This is a genomic window from Rossellomorea marisflavi, assembly GCF_001274775.1.
Classification (GTDB): domain Bacteria; phylum Bacillota; class Bacilli; order Bacillales; family Bacillaceae_B; genus Rossellomorea; species Rossellomorea marisflavi.
The window spans coordinates 360257-373775 of record NZ_LGUE01000005.1; the positions used below are offsets into that span (position 1 = coordinate 360257).

Annotated in this window: 16 protein-coding genes; 8 read left to right on the forward strand and 8 right to left on the reverse strand. The window is 49.0% G+C overall.

What is annotated here, in order from left to right:
• The first annotated feature begins 38 nt into the window (after nucleotides 1–38).
• Together AF331_RS16970 and AF331_RS16975 are read left to right on the forward strand one after the other, a co-directional pair.
• Complete coding sequence (locus tag AF331_RS16970) at nucleotides 39–767, forward strand: YqcI/YcgG family protein (protein WP_053429255.1); 729 nt, start codon at nucleotides 39–41, stop codon at nucleotides 765–767.
• 81 nt (nucleotides 768–848) lie between these two features.
• A complete protein-coding gene (locus AF331_RS16975) occupies nucleotides 849–1793 on the forward strand; it encodes an arginine deiminase family protein (protein WP_053429256.1) in 945 nt (314 codons plus the stop codon).
• A 67-nt stretch (nucleotides 1794–1860) separates the two neighbouring features.
• On the opposite strand, the gene AF331_RS16980 is transcribed toward AF331_RS16975, so the two are convergent.
• Nucleotides 1861–2238: a winged helix-turn-helix transcriptional regulator gene (locus AF331_RS16980; RefSeq protein ID WP_053429257.1), complete on the reverse strand. Its 378-nt coding sequence runs from the start codon at nucleotides 2236–2238 to the stop codon at nucleotides 1861–1863.
• Nucleotides 2239–2376: 138 nt separating this feature from the next.
• Between AF331_RS16980 and AF331_RS16985 the strand changes: the two genes are divergently transcribed.
• Nucleotides 2377–3357, forward strand: a complete 981-nt coding sequence (locus AF331_RS16985; protein WP_053429258.1) for a zinc-binding dehydrogenase — start codon at nucleotides 2377–2379, stop codon at nucleotides 3355–3357.
• Nucleotides 3358–3472: 115 nt separating this feature from the next.
• On the opposite strand, the gene AF331_RS16990 is transcribed toward AF331_RS16985, so the two are convergent.
• A complete protein-coding gene (locus AF331_RS16990) occupies nucleotides 3473–4207 on the reverse strand; it encodes a sugar phosphate isomerase/epimerase family protein (RefSeq protein ID WP_053429259.1) in 735 nt (244 codons plus the stop codon).
• 16 nt (nucleotides 4208–4223) lie between these two features.
• Nucleotides 4224–4664, reverse strand: a complete 441-nt coding sequence (locus AF331_RS16995) for a MarR family winged helix-turn-helix transcriptional regulator (protein ID WP_048007097.1) — start codon at nucleotides 4662–4664, stop codon at nucleotides 4224–4226.
• Nucleotides 4665–4850: 186 nt separating this feature from the next.
• Between AF331_RS16995 and AF331_RS17000 the strand changes: the two genes are divergently transcribed.
• The gene (locus AF331_RS17000) at nucleotides 4851–6035 is read left to right on the forward strand and encodes an MFS transporter (RefSeq protein WP_053429260.1); all 1185 of its coding nucleotides are present in this window, start codon (nucleotides 4851–4853) and stop codon (nucleotides 6033–6035) included.
• A 48-nt stretch (nucleotides 6036–6083) separates the two neighbouring features.
• Here AF331_RS17000 and AF331_RS17005 read toward each other — a convergent pair whose 3' ends face one another.
• Nucleotides 6084–7280, reverse strand: a complete 1197-nt coding sequence (locus AF331_RS17005) for an MFS transporter (RefSeq protein ID WP_053429261.1) — start codon at nucleotides 7278–7280, stop codon at nucleotides 6084–6086.
• Between the two features lie 330 nt (nucleotides 7281–7610).
• Nucleotides 7611–7922: a winged helix-turn-helix transcriptional regulator gene (locus tag AF331_RS17010; RefSeq protein WP_053429262.1), complete on the reverse strand. Its 312-nt coding sequence runs from the start codon at nucleotides 7920–7922 to the stop codon at nucleotides 7611–7613.
• Nucleotides 7923–8068: 146 nt separating this feature from the next.
• Here AF331_RS17010 and AF331_RS17015 point away from each other — a divergent pair, with 146 nt between their 5' ends.
• The 3 genes from AF331_RS17015 (at nucleotide 8069) to AF331_RS17025 (ending at nucleotide 10406) form a co-directional block, all read left to right on the forward strand.
• Nucleotides 8069–8443: a DoxX family protein gene (locus AF331_RS17015; protein WP_053429263.1), complete on the forward strand. Its 375-nt coding sequence runs from the start codon at nucleotides 8069–8071 to the stop codon at nucleotides 8441–8443.
• A 15-nt stretch (nucleotides 8444–8458) separates the two neighbouring features.
• Entirely contained in the window at nucleotides 8459–9310 is an 852-nt protein-coding gene (locus tag AF331_RS17020; protein ID WP_053429264.1) for a VOC family protein, read from the forward strand.
• Nucleotides 9311–9428: 118 nt separating this feature from the next.
• On the forward strand, nucleotides 9429–10406 hold the full coding sequence (locus AF331_RS17025) for an LLM class flavin-dependent oxidoreductase (protein WP_053429265.1): 978 nt from the start codon (nucleotides 9429–9431) through the stop codon (nucleotides 10404–10406).
• A gap of 23 nt (nucleotides 10407–10429) precedes the next feature.
• On the opposite strand, the gene AF331_RS17030 is transcribed toward AF331_RS17025, so the two are convergent.
• Together AF331_RS17030 and AF331_RS17035 are read right to left on the reverse strand one after the other, a co-directional pair.
• A complete protein-coding gene (locus AF331_RS17030) occupies nucleotides 10430–11512 on the reverse strand; it encodes an MBL fold metallo-hydrolase (protein WP_053429266.1) in 1083 nt (360 codons plus the stop codon).
• Nucleotides 11513–12147: 635 nt separating this feature from the next.
• On the reverse strand, nucleotides 12148–12570 hold the full coding sequence (locus tag AF331_RS17035) for an organic hydroperoxide resistance protein (RefSeq protein WP_053429267.1): 423 nt from the start codon (nucleotides 12568–12570) through the stop codon (nucleotides 12148–12150).
• A gap of 183 nt (nucleotides 12571–12753) precedes the next feature.
• On the opposite strand from AF331_RS17035, the gene AF331_RS17040 reads away from it, so the two are divergent.
• Complete coding sequence (locus tag AF331_RS17040) at nucleotides 12754–13188, forward strand: MarR family winged helix-turn-helix transcriptional regulator (protein ID WP_327205426.1); 435 nt, start codon at nucleotides 12754–12756, stop codon at nucleotides 13186–13188.
• A gap of 2 nt (nucleotides 13189–13190) precedes the next feature.
• Here AF331_RS17040 and AF331_RS17045 read toward each other — a convergent pair whose 3' ends face one another.
• Nucleotides 13191–13478, reverse strand: coding sequence for a hypothetical protein (locus tag AF331_RS17045; RefSeq protein ID WP_053429268.1), 288 nt, complete (start codon nucleotides 13476–13478; stop codon nucleotides 13191–13193).
• Between the last annotated feature and the right edge of the window lie 41 nt (nucleotides 13479–13519).

Here is a 13519-nt window from a genome sequence, read left to right on the forward strand (position 1 = left end):
TTTCATATCATGTGGTGTATTTCCGAGGGGGGACACCAATGATTCTGAATCGTGAATGGATCGAAGGGAACAGGGACGCGATGAAAGAATGGGAGCAAGAGGCATACGACTATTTCAAGGGAATGATGGAAAATCGTGATCAGCCATACCCTTGCGTTCCAGGAGTTCAAGGCTTTCAAAAAGATATGGTAAGGTACGGATTCGCTTCAGGCGAACAGGAAGCCGCAGGGGAAAAACTCGCTTCCATGCTGTCAGAATATACACGCATGTCGAGGTCAGCCGGCACATTTACGTCCTTGGTCGTATTCTTTGAATGGAAGGAAGGAACAGTCGATGGATTCAGGGATCGATTCTGGGCGCTGCTGAATCAGCTTCACGCAGATGACCCCGTACCATGGCCTGAAGGCATTTCAGAAGATCCCTCCCATCATTCATGGGAATTCTGTCATCACGGAGAGTCATACTTTGCATTCTGTGCGACCCCTGCTCATCAAAAGCGGAAGAGTCGGCACTTCCCTTACTTCATGATGGCCTTTCAGCCGCGATGGGTGTTCGAAGATATCAATTCAGGTACACCCCTTGGCCAAAAAATGAAAAAAGTCATCAGAGATCGCCTTGAAAAGTACGATGAGGTAGAGGTTCATCCTAGTTTGAAGTGGTACGGTCAGGAAGATAATTTTGAATGGCAGCAATACTATCTGGGAGATGATGATGCCTCCATTAGTAAATGTCCATTTTTGAATAGCTTGAAAGCCGCTAAGAGATGAGGGTTCCTTGTCTCTTTTTTTGTATGGTCGGATGATGCAAGGGGGATTCTAATGAGCATATGAAGTGATGGAGGCAAAGACATGGATAAGATACAGCCGAGATGTGAAAATGAATTTGGTGAATTGAAGACCGTACTGGTATGTTCCCCTTCCACCCTGGACGTTCCCGACCAAAAAACAGCGGATTACGTGCAGTGGGAAAAACCTGTCGATCATGAGATCGCGTTGGAAAACTTCCAGGCGATGAAGGCAGCGATGGAGTCGGAAGGTGTCAAGGTCATTGATTATGCAGACTATCTGAAGGAGGATGATGCTGCGCTGAGTCGTCAACTCATCAACAGGATCTTTGTGAGGGATCTTGCCTGTGTGTTTCGTGACCGGCTCATCCCCGGAGATGCCGGGACATCGATGAGGGCGCCGGAGTATGCACATTCACACCGTCTCTTCAGTGAATGGTTTGAACCGGATATTTTCCGGATTGAGGATAACAATGAACTGAAGGCACTGGAGTACGGGGATCTTATGTTGTTAAATAAAGACGCAATCCTCGTCAATACGGGTCTGAGGACAAGTATCGAAAGCATCGAAGCCGTGCAGGGGAAGATGTTTGACGCAGGCTATAGTGAAATCGCCATCATCGATCTCCCGCGGAGAGGTGATACCCTTCATCTGGATATGAATCTCAATGCGGTGGGCGAAGGAGTGATCCTGGCTAAAGGGTATATGCGTTTCCTGCCTGTACAGGTCGTCCGTGAGGGGGAATCCCGTTATTATATGCTTGGGGATTTCCTGAGGAGGCACGGTTATGACATCCTTTGGACCGACGACGTGTCCCATACGGTAGCGGATATCAATTTCCTGAATCTGAATCCGGAAACCTTGCTTGTCTCTACGAAAATGAACAGGCACATCCTGAAGGAACACCCGAAACGGAAGCAATTACGCATCATCGAAGTGGACGTGAATGAATTGGAAAAAGGAGGCGGAGGGATCCGCTGTATGACCCTGCCATTCATACGCGCCTAGTTTCAACAGCATTCAACCCGTTTCCCGGGAAATAGTGTTGAATGCTGTCGTGTATTCGAGCCTGGAATCAGGTCTGTTTCTCCATGAAGTCATAGGTCGTCCAGCAGCGGTTCATGTTGATGCCCTTTTCCTCTGCATAATCATCTCCCCATCTGCACATTTCAAAGAGGGTTTTCTGAAGCTTTTTGCCGAGGTCAGTCGTGGCATATTCCACTCTGGGAGGGACTTCCTGGAATACGGTGCGGGATACAAGACCATGGGCCTCCAGTTCCCGTAATTGCTGGGTGAGCATCTTCTGGGTGATGTCGGGGATGGAGCGCCTCAACTCATTAAAGCGTTTGTCCCCCTCGTTCAAATTCCATAATATCAATACTTTCCACTTTCCTCCGATCAACTCAATGACCATATCGATGGCACAGTGGTAGTCTTGCTGAAGTTCTTTCATGGTGTTTCTCCTCCCTGTATGGTTTCCATTCGGTAACTGGGGCACAGAATAGTGCCTACTTGCGGTATGGTTAGACAGTATATATTATATACCTAGAAGTTATCAGTTCATAGCATGAAAATAAAGGAGGAAATATAGATGAAAGCACTGCTGTTAAAAGGGAAAAATCAATGGGAAGAGATGAAGGTTGAGGAAGTGGATCGTCCTTCACCCGGAAAAGGAGAAGTCCTGGTTGAGATTCATGCGGCAGGATTGAATCCGGTTGATTACAAAACAGGTACCAATGGAAATGCCGCTTGGACGTACCCTCATATCCTGGGTCTTGATGGGGCGGGAGTTGTGGTTGAATGTGGAGAAGGCGTTGACCATCCAAAAGTAGGAGACCGCGTCCTTTATCACGGAGATTGGACCAAGAAAGGATCATTTGCTGAATTCAGCACGGTGAAAGCTCACTCGGTATCCATTATTCCGGATTCGGTTTCATTCGAAGAAGCAGCCGCATTGCCGACTGCCGGATACACAGCCTACCAGGCCATTCACCGGAAATTGCCACTGGATCACATCCAGACGATCCTGATCCACGGAGGAGCAGGCGGAGTCGGTGGATTCGGCGTCCAGCTTGCGAAGCTTCAAGGAAAGACGATCATCTCCACGGCGTCTGAGCACAATCATGAATATGTGAAATCCCTTGGGGCGGATTACGTCGTCGACTACAAAAAGGAAAAGGTCGTGGAAAAGGTACGGGAACTGACCGATGGACGGGGAGTAGACGCCGTAGTGGATGCCGTCAGCAGGCAAAGTGCCACTGAATCCTTGGACATGCTTGCCTATATGGGGCATATCGCTTACATCGCCGGGGCACCTGACCTTTCTGGTGTATCACCATTCTCCATCGTGCCGTCTGTCCATGAAATCGCCCTTCAGGCGGGTCACCATGCGGGAGATCGTCACGCCGAAAAAGATTTCGCGGTCATCGGCGATGACCTGCTTGACCTTGTGGCAAGCGGTAAGATTGATCCAATGCTAGGAGAAACGGTGAGCTTGGAAGAAGTACCAGCCGCCCTCAAACGTCTTTCCGAACGACATGTAAAAGGAAAAATCGTGGCATTGATCAAGTAAGATACAGACAGGAAGTTTGACCCGGCCCCCGAGGTGCGGGTCTTTTTTTAATTGGAGGAGATCTGGCCTAACGAAGAAAGAACCCTGCCGGAGTGCAAGCAGAATTCTTTCTTCGTTAGGCCAATCCAATCTGTTTTAAATAATCCATGCTTTTCCTCACGCTTTCGATGGGGCTCGTCTTCGAGGCATCCTGTTCAACGATCCACCATTGGATGTTAGCGCTTTCTACTTGGGCGAAGGCAGGCTCCAGGTCAACACCACCGGTTCCGAGTTCCGCGAAGAAGCGTTCCCCATCAGTGGTCATATCCTTTAAGTGAACAAGGGGAGGATGGTGGCGTTCGATCCACTTGGCGGGATTTTCCCCTGCATATGTCAGCCAGTATAGATCGAGCTCCGCCTTTACGTTCGTTTCCTCCAATATAGAAGCAAGGGCCGGGCGTCCATTATATTCTGTCAGCACTTCGAAATCATGATGGTGGTAGCAAAGGGTGAGGCCGGCTTCGTGACAGCGTTCCCCAATGGCATTCAAGTCTGAGATCAAAAGCGCATAGTCACGCTCTTCTTCAGTCAGGTATGGGCATACAATGAATTTCACACCGAGCTCCAGTTGCTCCTCCAATACCTTCTCCAGATCATTCCGCAGATCTGCGAGGGGCACATGGCTGGAAATGGCTTGTAATCCACAGGATTGAAGTGCCTCCTTGACCTCCACGATACCCAGCCCGCCGTGACCTGCAAGCTCGACTCCGTCGAACCCCATCTCAGCCACTTTTCTCAATGTACCTTTGAAATCCTTCTTCACTTCTTCCCGCAATGTATACAGCTGCAGGGCAACAGGTATTTTCCTCAAGGTTCCGCCTCCTCCTTCAGTCCGTCCTGTCCCTCATATTCTGATTGATGAGTTGAAGGACTTCCTTATACACTTCTAACTTCTCTTCGGGAATCCCTTTCAAAATCTGATTTTCAAATACATCTTCAATGAATGGGGTGAGTTCTTGCTGGACGTTCTTCCCTTTTTCCGTGATGTGGATGAGGAATGAGCGGCGATCGTCGACGTTCTTTTTCTTTGAAATCAGATTCTTGCGCTCAAGGATATCAAGGATTCTTGTGACGGTGGGCTGATCTTTGTCGGCAAGCTCTGCTAATGTTTTCTGACTGATACCGTCATTGGCTGCCAGGCGCTTCAGTACGGTCCACTGCTCCGGCGTAAGATCAAATTCCTTCAAATGGACGGTAAGATACCGGATGACGTTGCGAATGGTATGACTCGTATTCAAACCGATGGATTCATCAAAAGTCGTGTTCATTTTTCATCACCTGCTAGTAGTAGATTCTTGCCTCTATCATAACGTAAAAGTGAATGAGGAAGGGTAATTTTATCATAGACATAAGTAGTTGTCATGGCAACTATGTTTACAAATTCACAAATCCGCGTTATAATTAGCATGACATTAATTAAGTAAGTAAACTAAATAACAGTAAGGAGAAATGTTATGAATAAGCCAATCTGGACGCGGCCATTCATTATGACCGTCATTAATAACTTCTTTATGTTCCTTGTATTTTACTCGTTGCTGACCATACTGCCGGTATATGTACTGGATGATCTTAACGGAAATGAAGGTCAGGCAGGACTTGTGACAACGATTTTCTTGATTGCAGCCATCATCGTCCGTTTATTTGCAGGTAAGATCCTTGAGGTGTTCGGTAAGAGAAAAGTACTTCTCGCCGGCATTTTTTTATTTTGTATCTTTACGTTCGTTTATCCGTTCGTCAACAGCTTCTTCCTGTTGATGGTATTGCGTTTTGTACACGGGATCTTTTTCGCCCTGTGTTCCACCGTCCTCATGACGCTTGCAGCGGATATGGTGCCTGCAGAGCGCAAGGGGGAAGGGCTCGGTTATTTCGCCATGTCCATGAACCTTGCCGTAGTGGTAGGACCATTCCTATCATTGGCCCTGCTTCAAATCCTTCCGTTTAAAATGATCTTCCTTGGTCTTGCTGTCGTATTGCTGATCGGCTTCGCCTGCTCGTTCGGGATCGAAGTGGTGGAAGAAGAGAAAACGAAGGTATCGCCGAAAGGTCGCATGACCCTCGAAGATATTTTTGAATTCAAGGCATTACCGATCGCATTCGTAGGATTCTTGACGTCCCTCGCCTATTCAGGGATCATGTCGTTCATATCGGTTTACGCGAAATCTCTTGGCCTGTTCGAATCAGTTAGCTTGTTCTTCGTGGTGTTTGCAGCAATCATGCTGCTATCAAGACCGTTCACGGGTCGCCTGTTCGACCGCTCAGGTCCAAGTGCCGTCATCTATCCCTCCCTTGTGATCTTTGCTATCGGGCTGTTCATGCTCAGTGTGACCCATACAACAGGACTGCTGTTGGTTTCCGCAGGATTGATTGGTCTTGGGTATGGGGCGCTGCTCCCAAGTTATCAGACCATGGCCATCCAGAAAGCACCGAAAGAACGGACCGGTCATGCGACGTCAACATTCTTTATCATGTATGATCTTGGAATTGCCATCGGTTCATTTGCTCTCGGAATCGTTTCATCCCATCTCGGATACTCATCCCTTTATGTGGTTTGTGGAAGTATCATCATCATTACGATCGCTGCCTATGCATGGGTCTCAAAGAAACGCCGTGGCCGTCAGTTGGAAACATCTGAAGCTTAATAAAAACAGAAAGACTGGAGCCCCCACAGAGGTGGCCCCAGTCTTTTTTTATACGTTGATTACATGTGCCTTCTCCTCTTGAAGTGCTTTGAACCTCACGTAGAAGATCGTGGTCATGATCAATGAGAATCCTCCGAACAGGACAGTCATGACAGGCAATCCGACAAGATCGAGAAGCAGTCCTGTCATGAGAAGGACAACCTGAAAGGCCATCCGGTCGAGCATATTCCGGAACGAGAAGAACCTCCCGTGATAGTCCTTCGGCATCCTCGTCTGGAAGATGGTGGCCGCTGTCGGGAAGAAGCAGCCGACGGCAAAACCAAAGATGATGAACGACAGTACCGACAGCACCGGGTTCCCTGCAAAGTACAGAACCAGCTGTGCAATCCCGATGATGAATGAGAAGGTGAACAGGATCCTATAAGGGGAGATCTTTTCCCCGATCCTCTTCACGGCGAAGGCACCGATCATGAACGAGAGGCCCTCAGCCGTATAAATCCATCCCTTGATGGCAGTACTGTCCTGGATTTCACTGATGTTGATGACCATCAGGTTGAATCCCCCGATGAACAGGAGTGGGATGAGGGTCATGATCAGCGTCATGGAGACGATGGGAAGGTTCTTCAGCACCGGGAAGACTTCTTTGAATCCACCTGATTTCCCTTTTGCCCCTGTTGATGCCTCTTCTTCCTGGAATGAAAGGAACCAGGTGAGGCCGAATAGGATGGCATACGCCAAAAGGGAAAGGATATAAAGCATATAGAGGGGCATGATGACCAGGAGCACGCCTCCAAGTGCCGTCCCGAGAATCCTTGATAGGGTGGACACATTCATGTGGACCCCGTTCATCTGCAGGAGCTCTTTTCCCTTTACGACCATGGGGATCGCTGCCTGAAGCGCAGGGAAATAGAATGCAGCAGAGAGCTGGATCACCATGAGGAAAACGACCATCCATAGGACGGACCCGGTGTGGATGGCGATCAGCATGAACACCACGCTCACCACCCGGATGAACCCTGCAGCCAGCATGACCGTTTTTTTCTTCATCCTGTCAATCAGCTTTCCGGCATACGGTCCGACCGCGAGACCGGCAAGCAATCCCGAAGCAAGGATCAGGGACTTCATGAAATCAGACGGTACTTTTTCCTGCATGAACTCGAGGTTCCCGATGATCCCGAGCCACAGTCCGAGTCCGGCAATGAACTCACCGCTCAGCAGGATCCATACGTTTTTATTTTTCCACATACGCAACCTTCTTCCGTTATTTCGCTCCTCTAAATATACACTGGAAGGGCTATGTTTGGAACAAGTATTTTCAATTTATGTAACCGTATGACAAACAAAGAAGATGGGACAAAACTAAAAAAGGCCCCTTTAATGCCGAACACGATCAGTATAGGATCTTAATACCGCTCATGATCTCCGTGCAAGACTTCGCTTTCCGCGGGTAGCCCGTGAGCCTCCTCGGCAAGCCTGCGGGGTCTCACATCAGCTACTCTTCCCGCTGGAGTCTTCGTCTTGCACTCCGATCAACCGCTGGAAANTTACTATGACCATATTTGTCTCAGCCTCTTTTTATAGGTCGATCCAGTCTTGGGACCATTGCTCGATCCCCTTCATCAAAGGTTCAAGGGAATACCCCTTTTCCGTGAGGGAGTATTCGATCCTTACGGGTGTCTCGGGGTAAACGGTACGTTTGATGATTCCTTCTTCCTCAAGATCCTTCAATCTTTCCGAGAGCAGCCTGCCACTGATCCCGATGGCATCTTTGATGGCACTGTTCCGCTGAGGGCCGTTCAATAGCTGATAGATGATCAAGGTCGTCCATCTTTGACTGAGGATACCGATTGCTTTCTCGAATCGAGGACAAATTTCTGATTGTTTCACAGCTTGCGCCTCCTTCTATATGCCTAGTATACCACATTTGAGGTTTTTTAGTAATTTGTTTACTTGACACAACCTAGTTATTTAAGTAAAGTAAGTTACATAAAGTAACTTTATGATTTAATACAACAAGGAGGAACAGATCTTTTATGCAATCAATTGCTTCATTCATTTTACGTATCGTTCTCGGGTTTACATTTTTTGTCCACGGGTTGGATAAGTTTCAGGGAGGGCTCTCCAATACGGCGGACTTCTTCTCCAGCATGGGAATCCCAGGATTCATGGCCTATATCGTAGCCGTCATCGAGCTTGTCGGCGGCGTGGCCATGATTCTCGGGCTTGGAACAAGAATCATCGGAGCCCTATTTACCTTGGTTATGCTCGGTGCCATCGTGACGGTTAAATTTTCTGCCGGTTTTGTGGGAGGCTATGAGTTGGATGTGGCACTGCTGGCCATGTCGGTTTACTTCATTTTATCAAGTCAATCTGCATTTGCATTAGATAATCGCTGGAAGAAAGCATAGAGGAGGAAGAGTTCAATGGGATTTCATGAATCTCCGAATACGTATGTTGGGAATGTGACGATCAAGGTGACGGATCTAGAGCGATCGCTCTCGTTTTACAAAGAAGTCATCGGTTTTGATGTGTTGGAACAAAGCAGACATAAGGCTGTCCTGACTGCTGATGGGAAGGTGCCCCTCCTTACGATCATCCAGCCGGAAGGGGTACAGGCAAAACAAGGGAGGACGACAGGACTCTACCATTTTGCCATCCTGCTACCTTCACGGAAGGAACTGGGCAAGAGTCTCCATCATCTTCTTGCGTCGAATATCCAACTCGGATCAGGGGATCATGAAGTCAGCGAAGCCCTGTATCTTTCTGACCCGGACGGCAACGGAATCGAAATCTATCGTGACCGCCCATCATCCGATTGGATATGGAACGGCGATCAGGTCAGGATGGGTACCGAGCCTGTTGATGCGCGAGCAGTCCTTGCTGAATCAGATGAAGAGCCGTGGACAGGTCTTCCTGCCGATACGGTCATGGGACATATCCATCTTCATGTGAATGATCTGAAGGCAGCCGAAGCGTTCTACCATGACGGACTCGGATTCGATGTCGTCACCCGCTACGGGGGCCAGGCGATCTTCATGTCGACGGGGCGCTATCACCATCATATCGGACTGAACACGTGGAACGGGACAGGGGCGCCACGTCCGGCAGAGAATCAGGTCGGCCTGGATGCCTATACGCTCGTATATCCATCTCAGTCAGCTCTCGATGAAGCTGCAGTGAACCTTCGAGCGATCGGCGCGAGTGCTGACCAGTCTGAAAACGGGTTCCACACAAAGGATCCGTCAGGCAATAAAATCAAGTTGATCACCCTCTAAGAAGAAGGGCTTCCCGTTTTGTACGGGAGCCCTTTTTTGGTTGAGCGGATATGAGCAATTCCGTGTTAAACCACTCATGAAAGTGGGATAATGATACAACAAGAAAGGGGCGTGACTCATGAAATTAAGCGTATTGGATCAAACGGTCCGGACCGTAGGAGAAGAGGCGGGGGAGGCGTTCAAACAGACAGGGGAGCTTGCGCGGCTGGCAGAAGAGTGGGGCTATACAAGGTTTTGGGTGGCAGAGCATCATAATACAAACGGCATGGCTGGTACTGCTCCACAGGTGCTCATCTCACATCTTGCTTCCATTACAGAGAAGATCCGCATCGGTTCTGGAGGCGTCCTCCTGCCTCAGTACAGCCCGCTGAAGATAGCGGAAGATTTCAAGGTTCTCGAAACGCTTTTTCCCGGCCGGATCGACCTTGGCATCGGACGGTCACCTGGTGGGTCGTATGAGACCAGGATCGCCCTTACGGATGGAGTGAAAAAGAGCATGAACGAATTCCCTCATCAAGTAGAGGATCTTCAGTCCTATTTGTGGAACCTGGGAGAATCGAAGGTCCGGGCATATCCCATGACAGAAGGACGCGTGATTCCGTGGATCCTCGGCATCACCCACAGGGGAGCAAGGCTTGCGGCGGAACTCGGTACAGCGTTCACCTTCGGTCATTTCATCTCACCGGCCAACGGGAAGAGGGCGATGGATCTTTACCATGAACAGTTCCGGCCATCAGCAGGACTTCAGGATCCGAAGAGCAATGTGTGCATATTCGTCGTCTGTGCCCCGACACAGGAAGAAGCCGAGCGCCTTGCCATGACGCAGGACCATTGGCTGCTTGAAGTTGAAAGGGGCATCGACACCCGCATTCCCACACAGGCATCGGCTGAAAGCGGGATTCTACGACCTTCGGAAATAGAGAAGATCAAAGACAACCGGAAGAGGATGCTTATCGGAACTCCCCAGAAGGTGAAGGAGGAGCTGGATATGCTCAGTGAAGTATACAGGACGGACGAGTTCATGATCATCACGAACATAGCTGACTTTGAGGCGAAGAAAAGGTCGTATGAACTGTTGGCGGAAGCCGTTTTATAAAAAAAGCATAAGGAGAGGCCTCCTTATGCTTCCCACCAGTAGGGTGTGCCCCTTTCTCCTTTTTCGACTACCAGTCGCTCCCCAATCTTGGGGGTGAGGAGGGGGATATTCAATTGCTGGGCAGAGGCAGATACCCGTTCAATTGGATCAGTCCAAGAATGGAATGAAAGGACGAATGCTCCCCAGTGGACCGGAAGCATGAGATCACCACCCACATCAAGGTGGGCCTGAGCGGTTTCTTCCGGCATCATGTGGACGTCCTTCCAGCGGGGATCATATTGGCCGCACTCCATGATGGTCAAATCGAACGGTCCGTAGTTCTCCCCGATCTTCTTGAAATGAGTCCCGTAACCTCCATCCCCCGAATAAAACACTTTCTTTGATTTCCCTATTATGCACCAGGAGCCCCAAAGCGTAGCGTTGCGATCATTCACGCTCCGTCCTGAAAAATGCCTCGACGGCGTAAAGGCAAGCTTCAGCCCCTTCCAATCCAGTTCATCCCACCAGTCTGCTTCCGTTATGCGTCCTGATTCCACTCCCCAACGTTCCAAATGACTTCCGACCCCGATCGGTACAAAGAATTGAGGGATATACTCTTTCAGCAGTTTGATGGTACCGTAATCCAAATGATCGTAATGATCGTGTGAAAAAAGGATGGCATCGATGGGCAGAAGATCTTCGGTGGAGAACGGAAGGCCTTTGCTGAACCGGTTTCCAGAAAGCCATGGGAATGGAGTGGGCGCTTTTCCGAACATGGGATCCAAGAGCAGTCGCTTTCCTTCTAGTTCAAGCAGGGTGGCTGAATGACCGAACCACGTGATGGCTGTCTCGTGTATATGGGTTCCCGGCTTGATTTGGACCATGGGAATGGCCTCTGCAGGCTTCCGCTCCGTGTCTTTTTTCATGAAGTCTTTGAGCATCCCAACGGTGGAGGAGAAGCTGGTGCCCATGTTGATTTCTTCTATATTTTTAAATGATCCATCCTTGAACGCGGTGGAAGATTCCACGCGTGCCTTGGAAGGCTTTCTTCCCAGTGGTGGGTAGAAGCGCAGGATGGCGATGGTGGAAATGAGCAGGATGAGAGCGATGGTGATGATGGCAGTCATGGCGTCGTTCCTTTCGAGAGTGATCTAGATAGGAAAAGTATAGCTTGATAGGTGTTATTCTGTCCAAGATGGGGGATAGTCAGAAGTGGTGTTGGTTATTTTGTACTAAGAACTGTGAGTGGAGTCTGTATGTAATAGAAATAGTAGACCGTTCCATTTCGCTGCGGCGGCTGCTTTCCGGCGGGGAGGCAGCCTGAGCCGCTTCGGCTGGCGCCTCCAGGGTCTCAACCTTGCCTCTGATCCACGCAGGAGTCAGCCGCCTCCGCTTCATTGCACTCTTTGATGGTGTAAGGGTATCAAGTTGATGGGTTAGGTATCCACACTAAATTCTCTCGATATCTACCAGACTTATACTGCCCTAAGACACATGTTTCTTAGTAAGCAGACCGTTCCATTTCGCTGGCGGCTGCTTTCCGGCGGGGAGGTAGCCTGAGCCGCTTCGGCTGGCGCCTTCAGGGTCTCAACCTTGCCTCTGATCCACGCAGGAGTCAGTCGCGACATCCTTTATACACGGAATAGGAAAGGAAGGTCGCCCTTTCTTTCGTTGCTTGGAGTCAATCAAATCGTATAAAAAGAAAACCCGGGCCGAATCTCATAAAGAGAATCGGCTCGGGTTCTTTTGTGCTTGATATGAATCAGAAGCTTTCTGTTTTCAATTCCACGTCGATGTTGCCGCGTGTTGCTTTGGAGTACGGGCATGCTTGGTGTGCTTTTTCAATGAGATCTTTTGCTTCGCTTTCGTCTACGCCGTTGATGGCAGCTGTGAGGACGACTGCGAGTTTGAAGCCGCCGTCGGTGTCTTTGCCGATGGATACTTCAGCTGTTACGCGTGAGTCGATTTTCTTGCGTTCTTGACGTGCAACCATGTTAAGGGCGCTGTCGAAGCAGGCTGCGTAGCCTGCTGAGAATAGTTGTTCCGGGTTGGTGGAATCCATATCACCAGATCCGCCGAGGGATTTAGGCATGGCCAAATCAAAATCGATCAATCCGTCGCTGCTTACCACTTTACCTGTACGTCCACCGTCTGCTGTTGATTTTGCTGTGTATAATGTTTCCATGTTCATTCACTCCTTGAGTTTTTTTATTTAATTAGGTTGTGCGCAATTGATTACTACAAAACCTATATTACATCTGTTCGTTTCAATTGTCAACAATTTAATTTTGTGCAATTAAATTTGATGATTTCATTTTTATTCTGTATGATATCGGTAGTTAGTTTAATAAGAAAGGACATGAAATCAATGAAGGAATTATTGCTTCTTGAGAATCAAATCTGTTTTAAGATTTACTCTGCCGAGCGGGAGATTACGAAATTATATAGAGAACTTCTGGATGAGATCGGCCTCACATATCCACAGTATCTGGCCATGCTCGTCCTTTGGGAGAAGGGGACGGTGACTGTCAAGGAGCTTGGAAAACATCTTTTCCTTGATTCCGGTACGCTGACTCCGATGCTGAAGAGGATGGAGGCAAACGGGCTTGTGGAACGCCGGCGTTCTGTTGAAGATGAACGTAGTGTATGTATTACCCTGACACAGGATGGGGAAAACATGAGGGAAAAAGCTGAATGCGTGCCGACCCGCCTTCTTGAGAATCTGGATATGAACCCTGAAGAATTGATGCAGCTAGATGGCACACTATCAACAATCCTGAAGAAGCTGCGGCATCAGGGATAAGGTCATTCGGCTGTTTCCTTCGTTCCCCTGTAGGTCAGGAAAGACGTCTTCATGGAAGCGAAGCTGCCGATGGCTGCATAGCCATAAAAGAAGCCCATGAAGATCCCGGTGGCAAGATGACCTTTGTGGCTGACGAATATCGAGAGAAGAAGTCCGAAGATGATGGCAATCGTCGGTACCCAGAATGGGCGCGGTTTGATGGTGATCTTGATCAACTGGGTCAGGACGATGATGATGGGAATGGCCGTGACGGCATCCCAGAAATTCGTATGAATCGTCGGAAAGTCCATGCTGTCTCCACCTCTTCAACTGAATTAGTAGTAGTATAACC

Coding starts and splice junctions, on each gene's coding strand:
- AF331_RS16985 (WP_053429258.1), top strand. CDS start 2,377: ATGAAAGCACTGCTGTTAAAAGGGAAAAATCAATGGGAAGAGATGAAG.
- AF331_RS17035 (WP_053429267.1), bottom strand. CDS start 12,570: ATGGAAACATTATACACAGCAAAATCAACAGCAGACGGTGGACGTACA.
- AF331_RS16995 (WP_048007097.1), bottom strand. CDS start 4,664: ATGAACACGACTTTTGATGAATCCATCGGTTTGAATACGAGTCATACC.
- AF331_RS17005 (WP_053429261.1), bottom strand. CDS start 7,280: ATGTGGAAAAATAAAAACGTATGGATCCTGCTGAGCGGTGAGTTCATT.
- AF331_RS17020 (WP_053429264.1), top strand. CDS start 8,459: ATGGGATTTCATGAATCTCCGAATACGTATGTTGGGAATGTGACGATC.
- AF331_RS16975 (WP_053429256.1), top strand. CDS start 849: ATGGATAAGATACAGCCGAGATGTGAAAATGAATTTGGTGAATTGAAG.
- AF331_RS17015 (WP_053429263.1), top strand. CDS start 8,069: ATGCAATCAATTGCTTCATTCATTTTACGTATCGTTCTCGGGTTTACA.
- AF331_RS17030 (WP_053429266.1), bottom strand. CDS start 11,512: ATGACTGCCATCATCACCATCGCTCTCATCCTGCTCATTTCCACCATC.
- AF331_RS17000 (WP_053429260.1), top strand. CDS start 4,851: ATGAATAAGCCAATCTGGACGCGGCCATTCATTATGACCGTCATTAAT.
- AF331_RS16970 (WP_053429255.1), top strand. CDS start 39: ATGATTCTGAATCGTGAATGGATCGAAGGGAACAGGGACGCGATGAAA.
- AF331_RS16980 (WP_053429257.1), bottom strand. CDS start 2,238: ATGAAAGAACTTCAGCAAGACTACCACTGTGCCATCGATATGGTCATT.
- AF331_RS17025 (WP_053429265.1), top strand. CDS start 9,429: ATGAAATTAAGCGTATTGGATCAAACGGTCCGGACCGTAGGAGAAGAG.
- AF331_RS17045 (WP_053429268.1), bottom strand. CDS start 13,478: ATGGACTTTCCGACGATTCATACGAATTTCTGGGATGCCGTCACGGCC.
- AF331_RS17040 (WP_327205426.1), top strand. CDS start 12,754: ATGAAGGAATTATTGCTTCTTGAGAATCAAATCTGTTTTAAGATTTAC.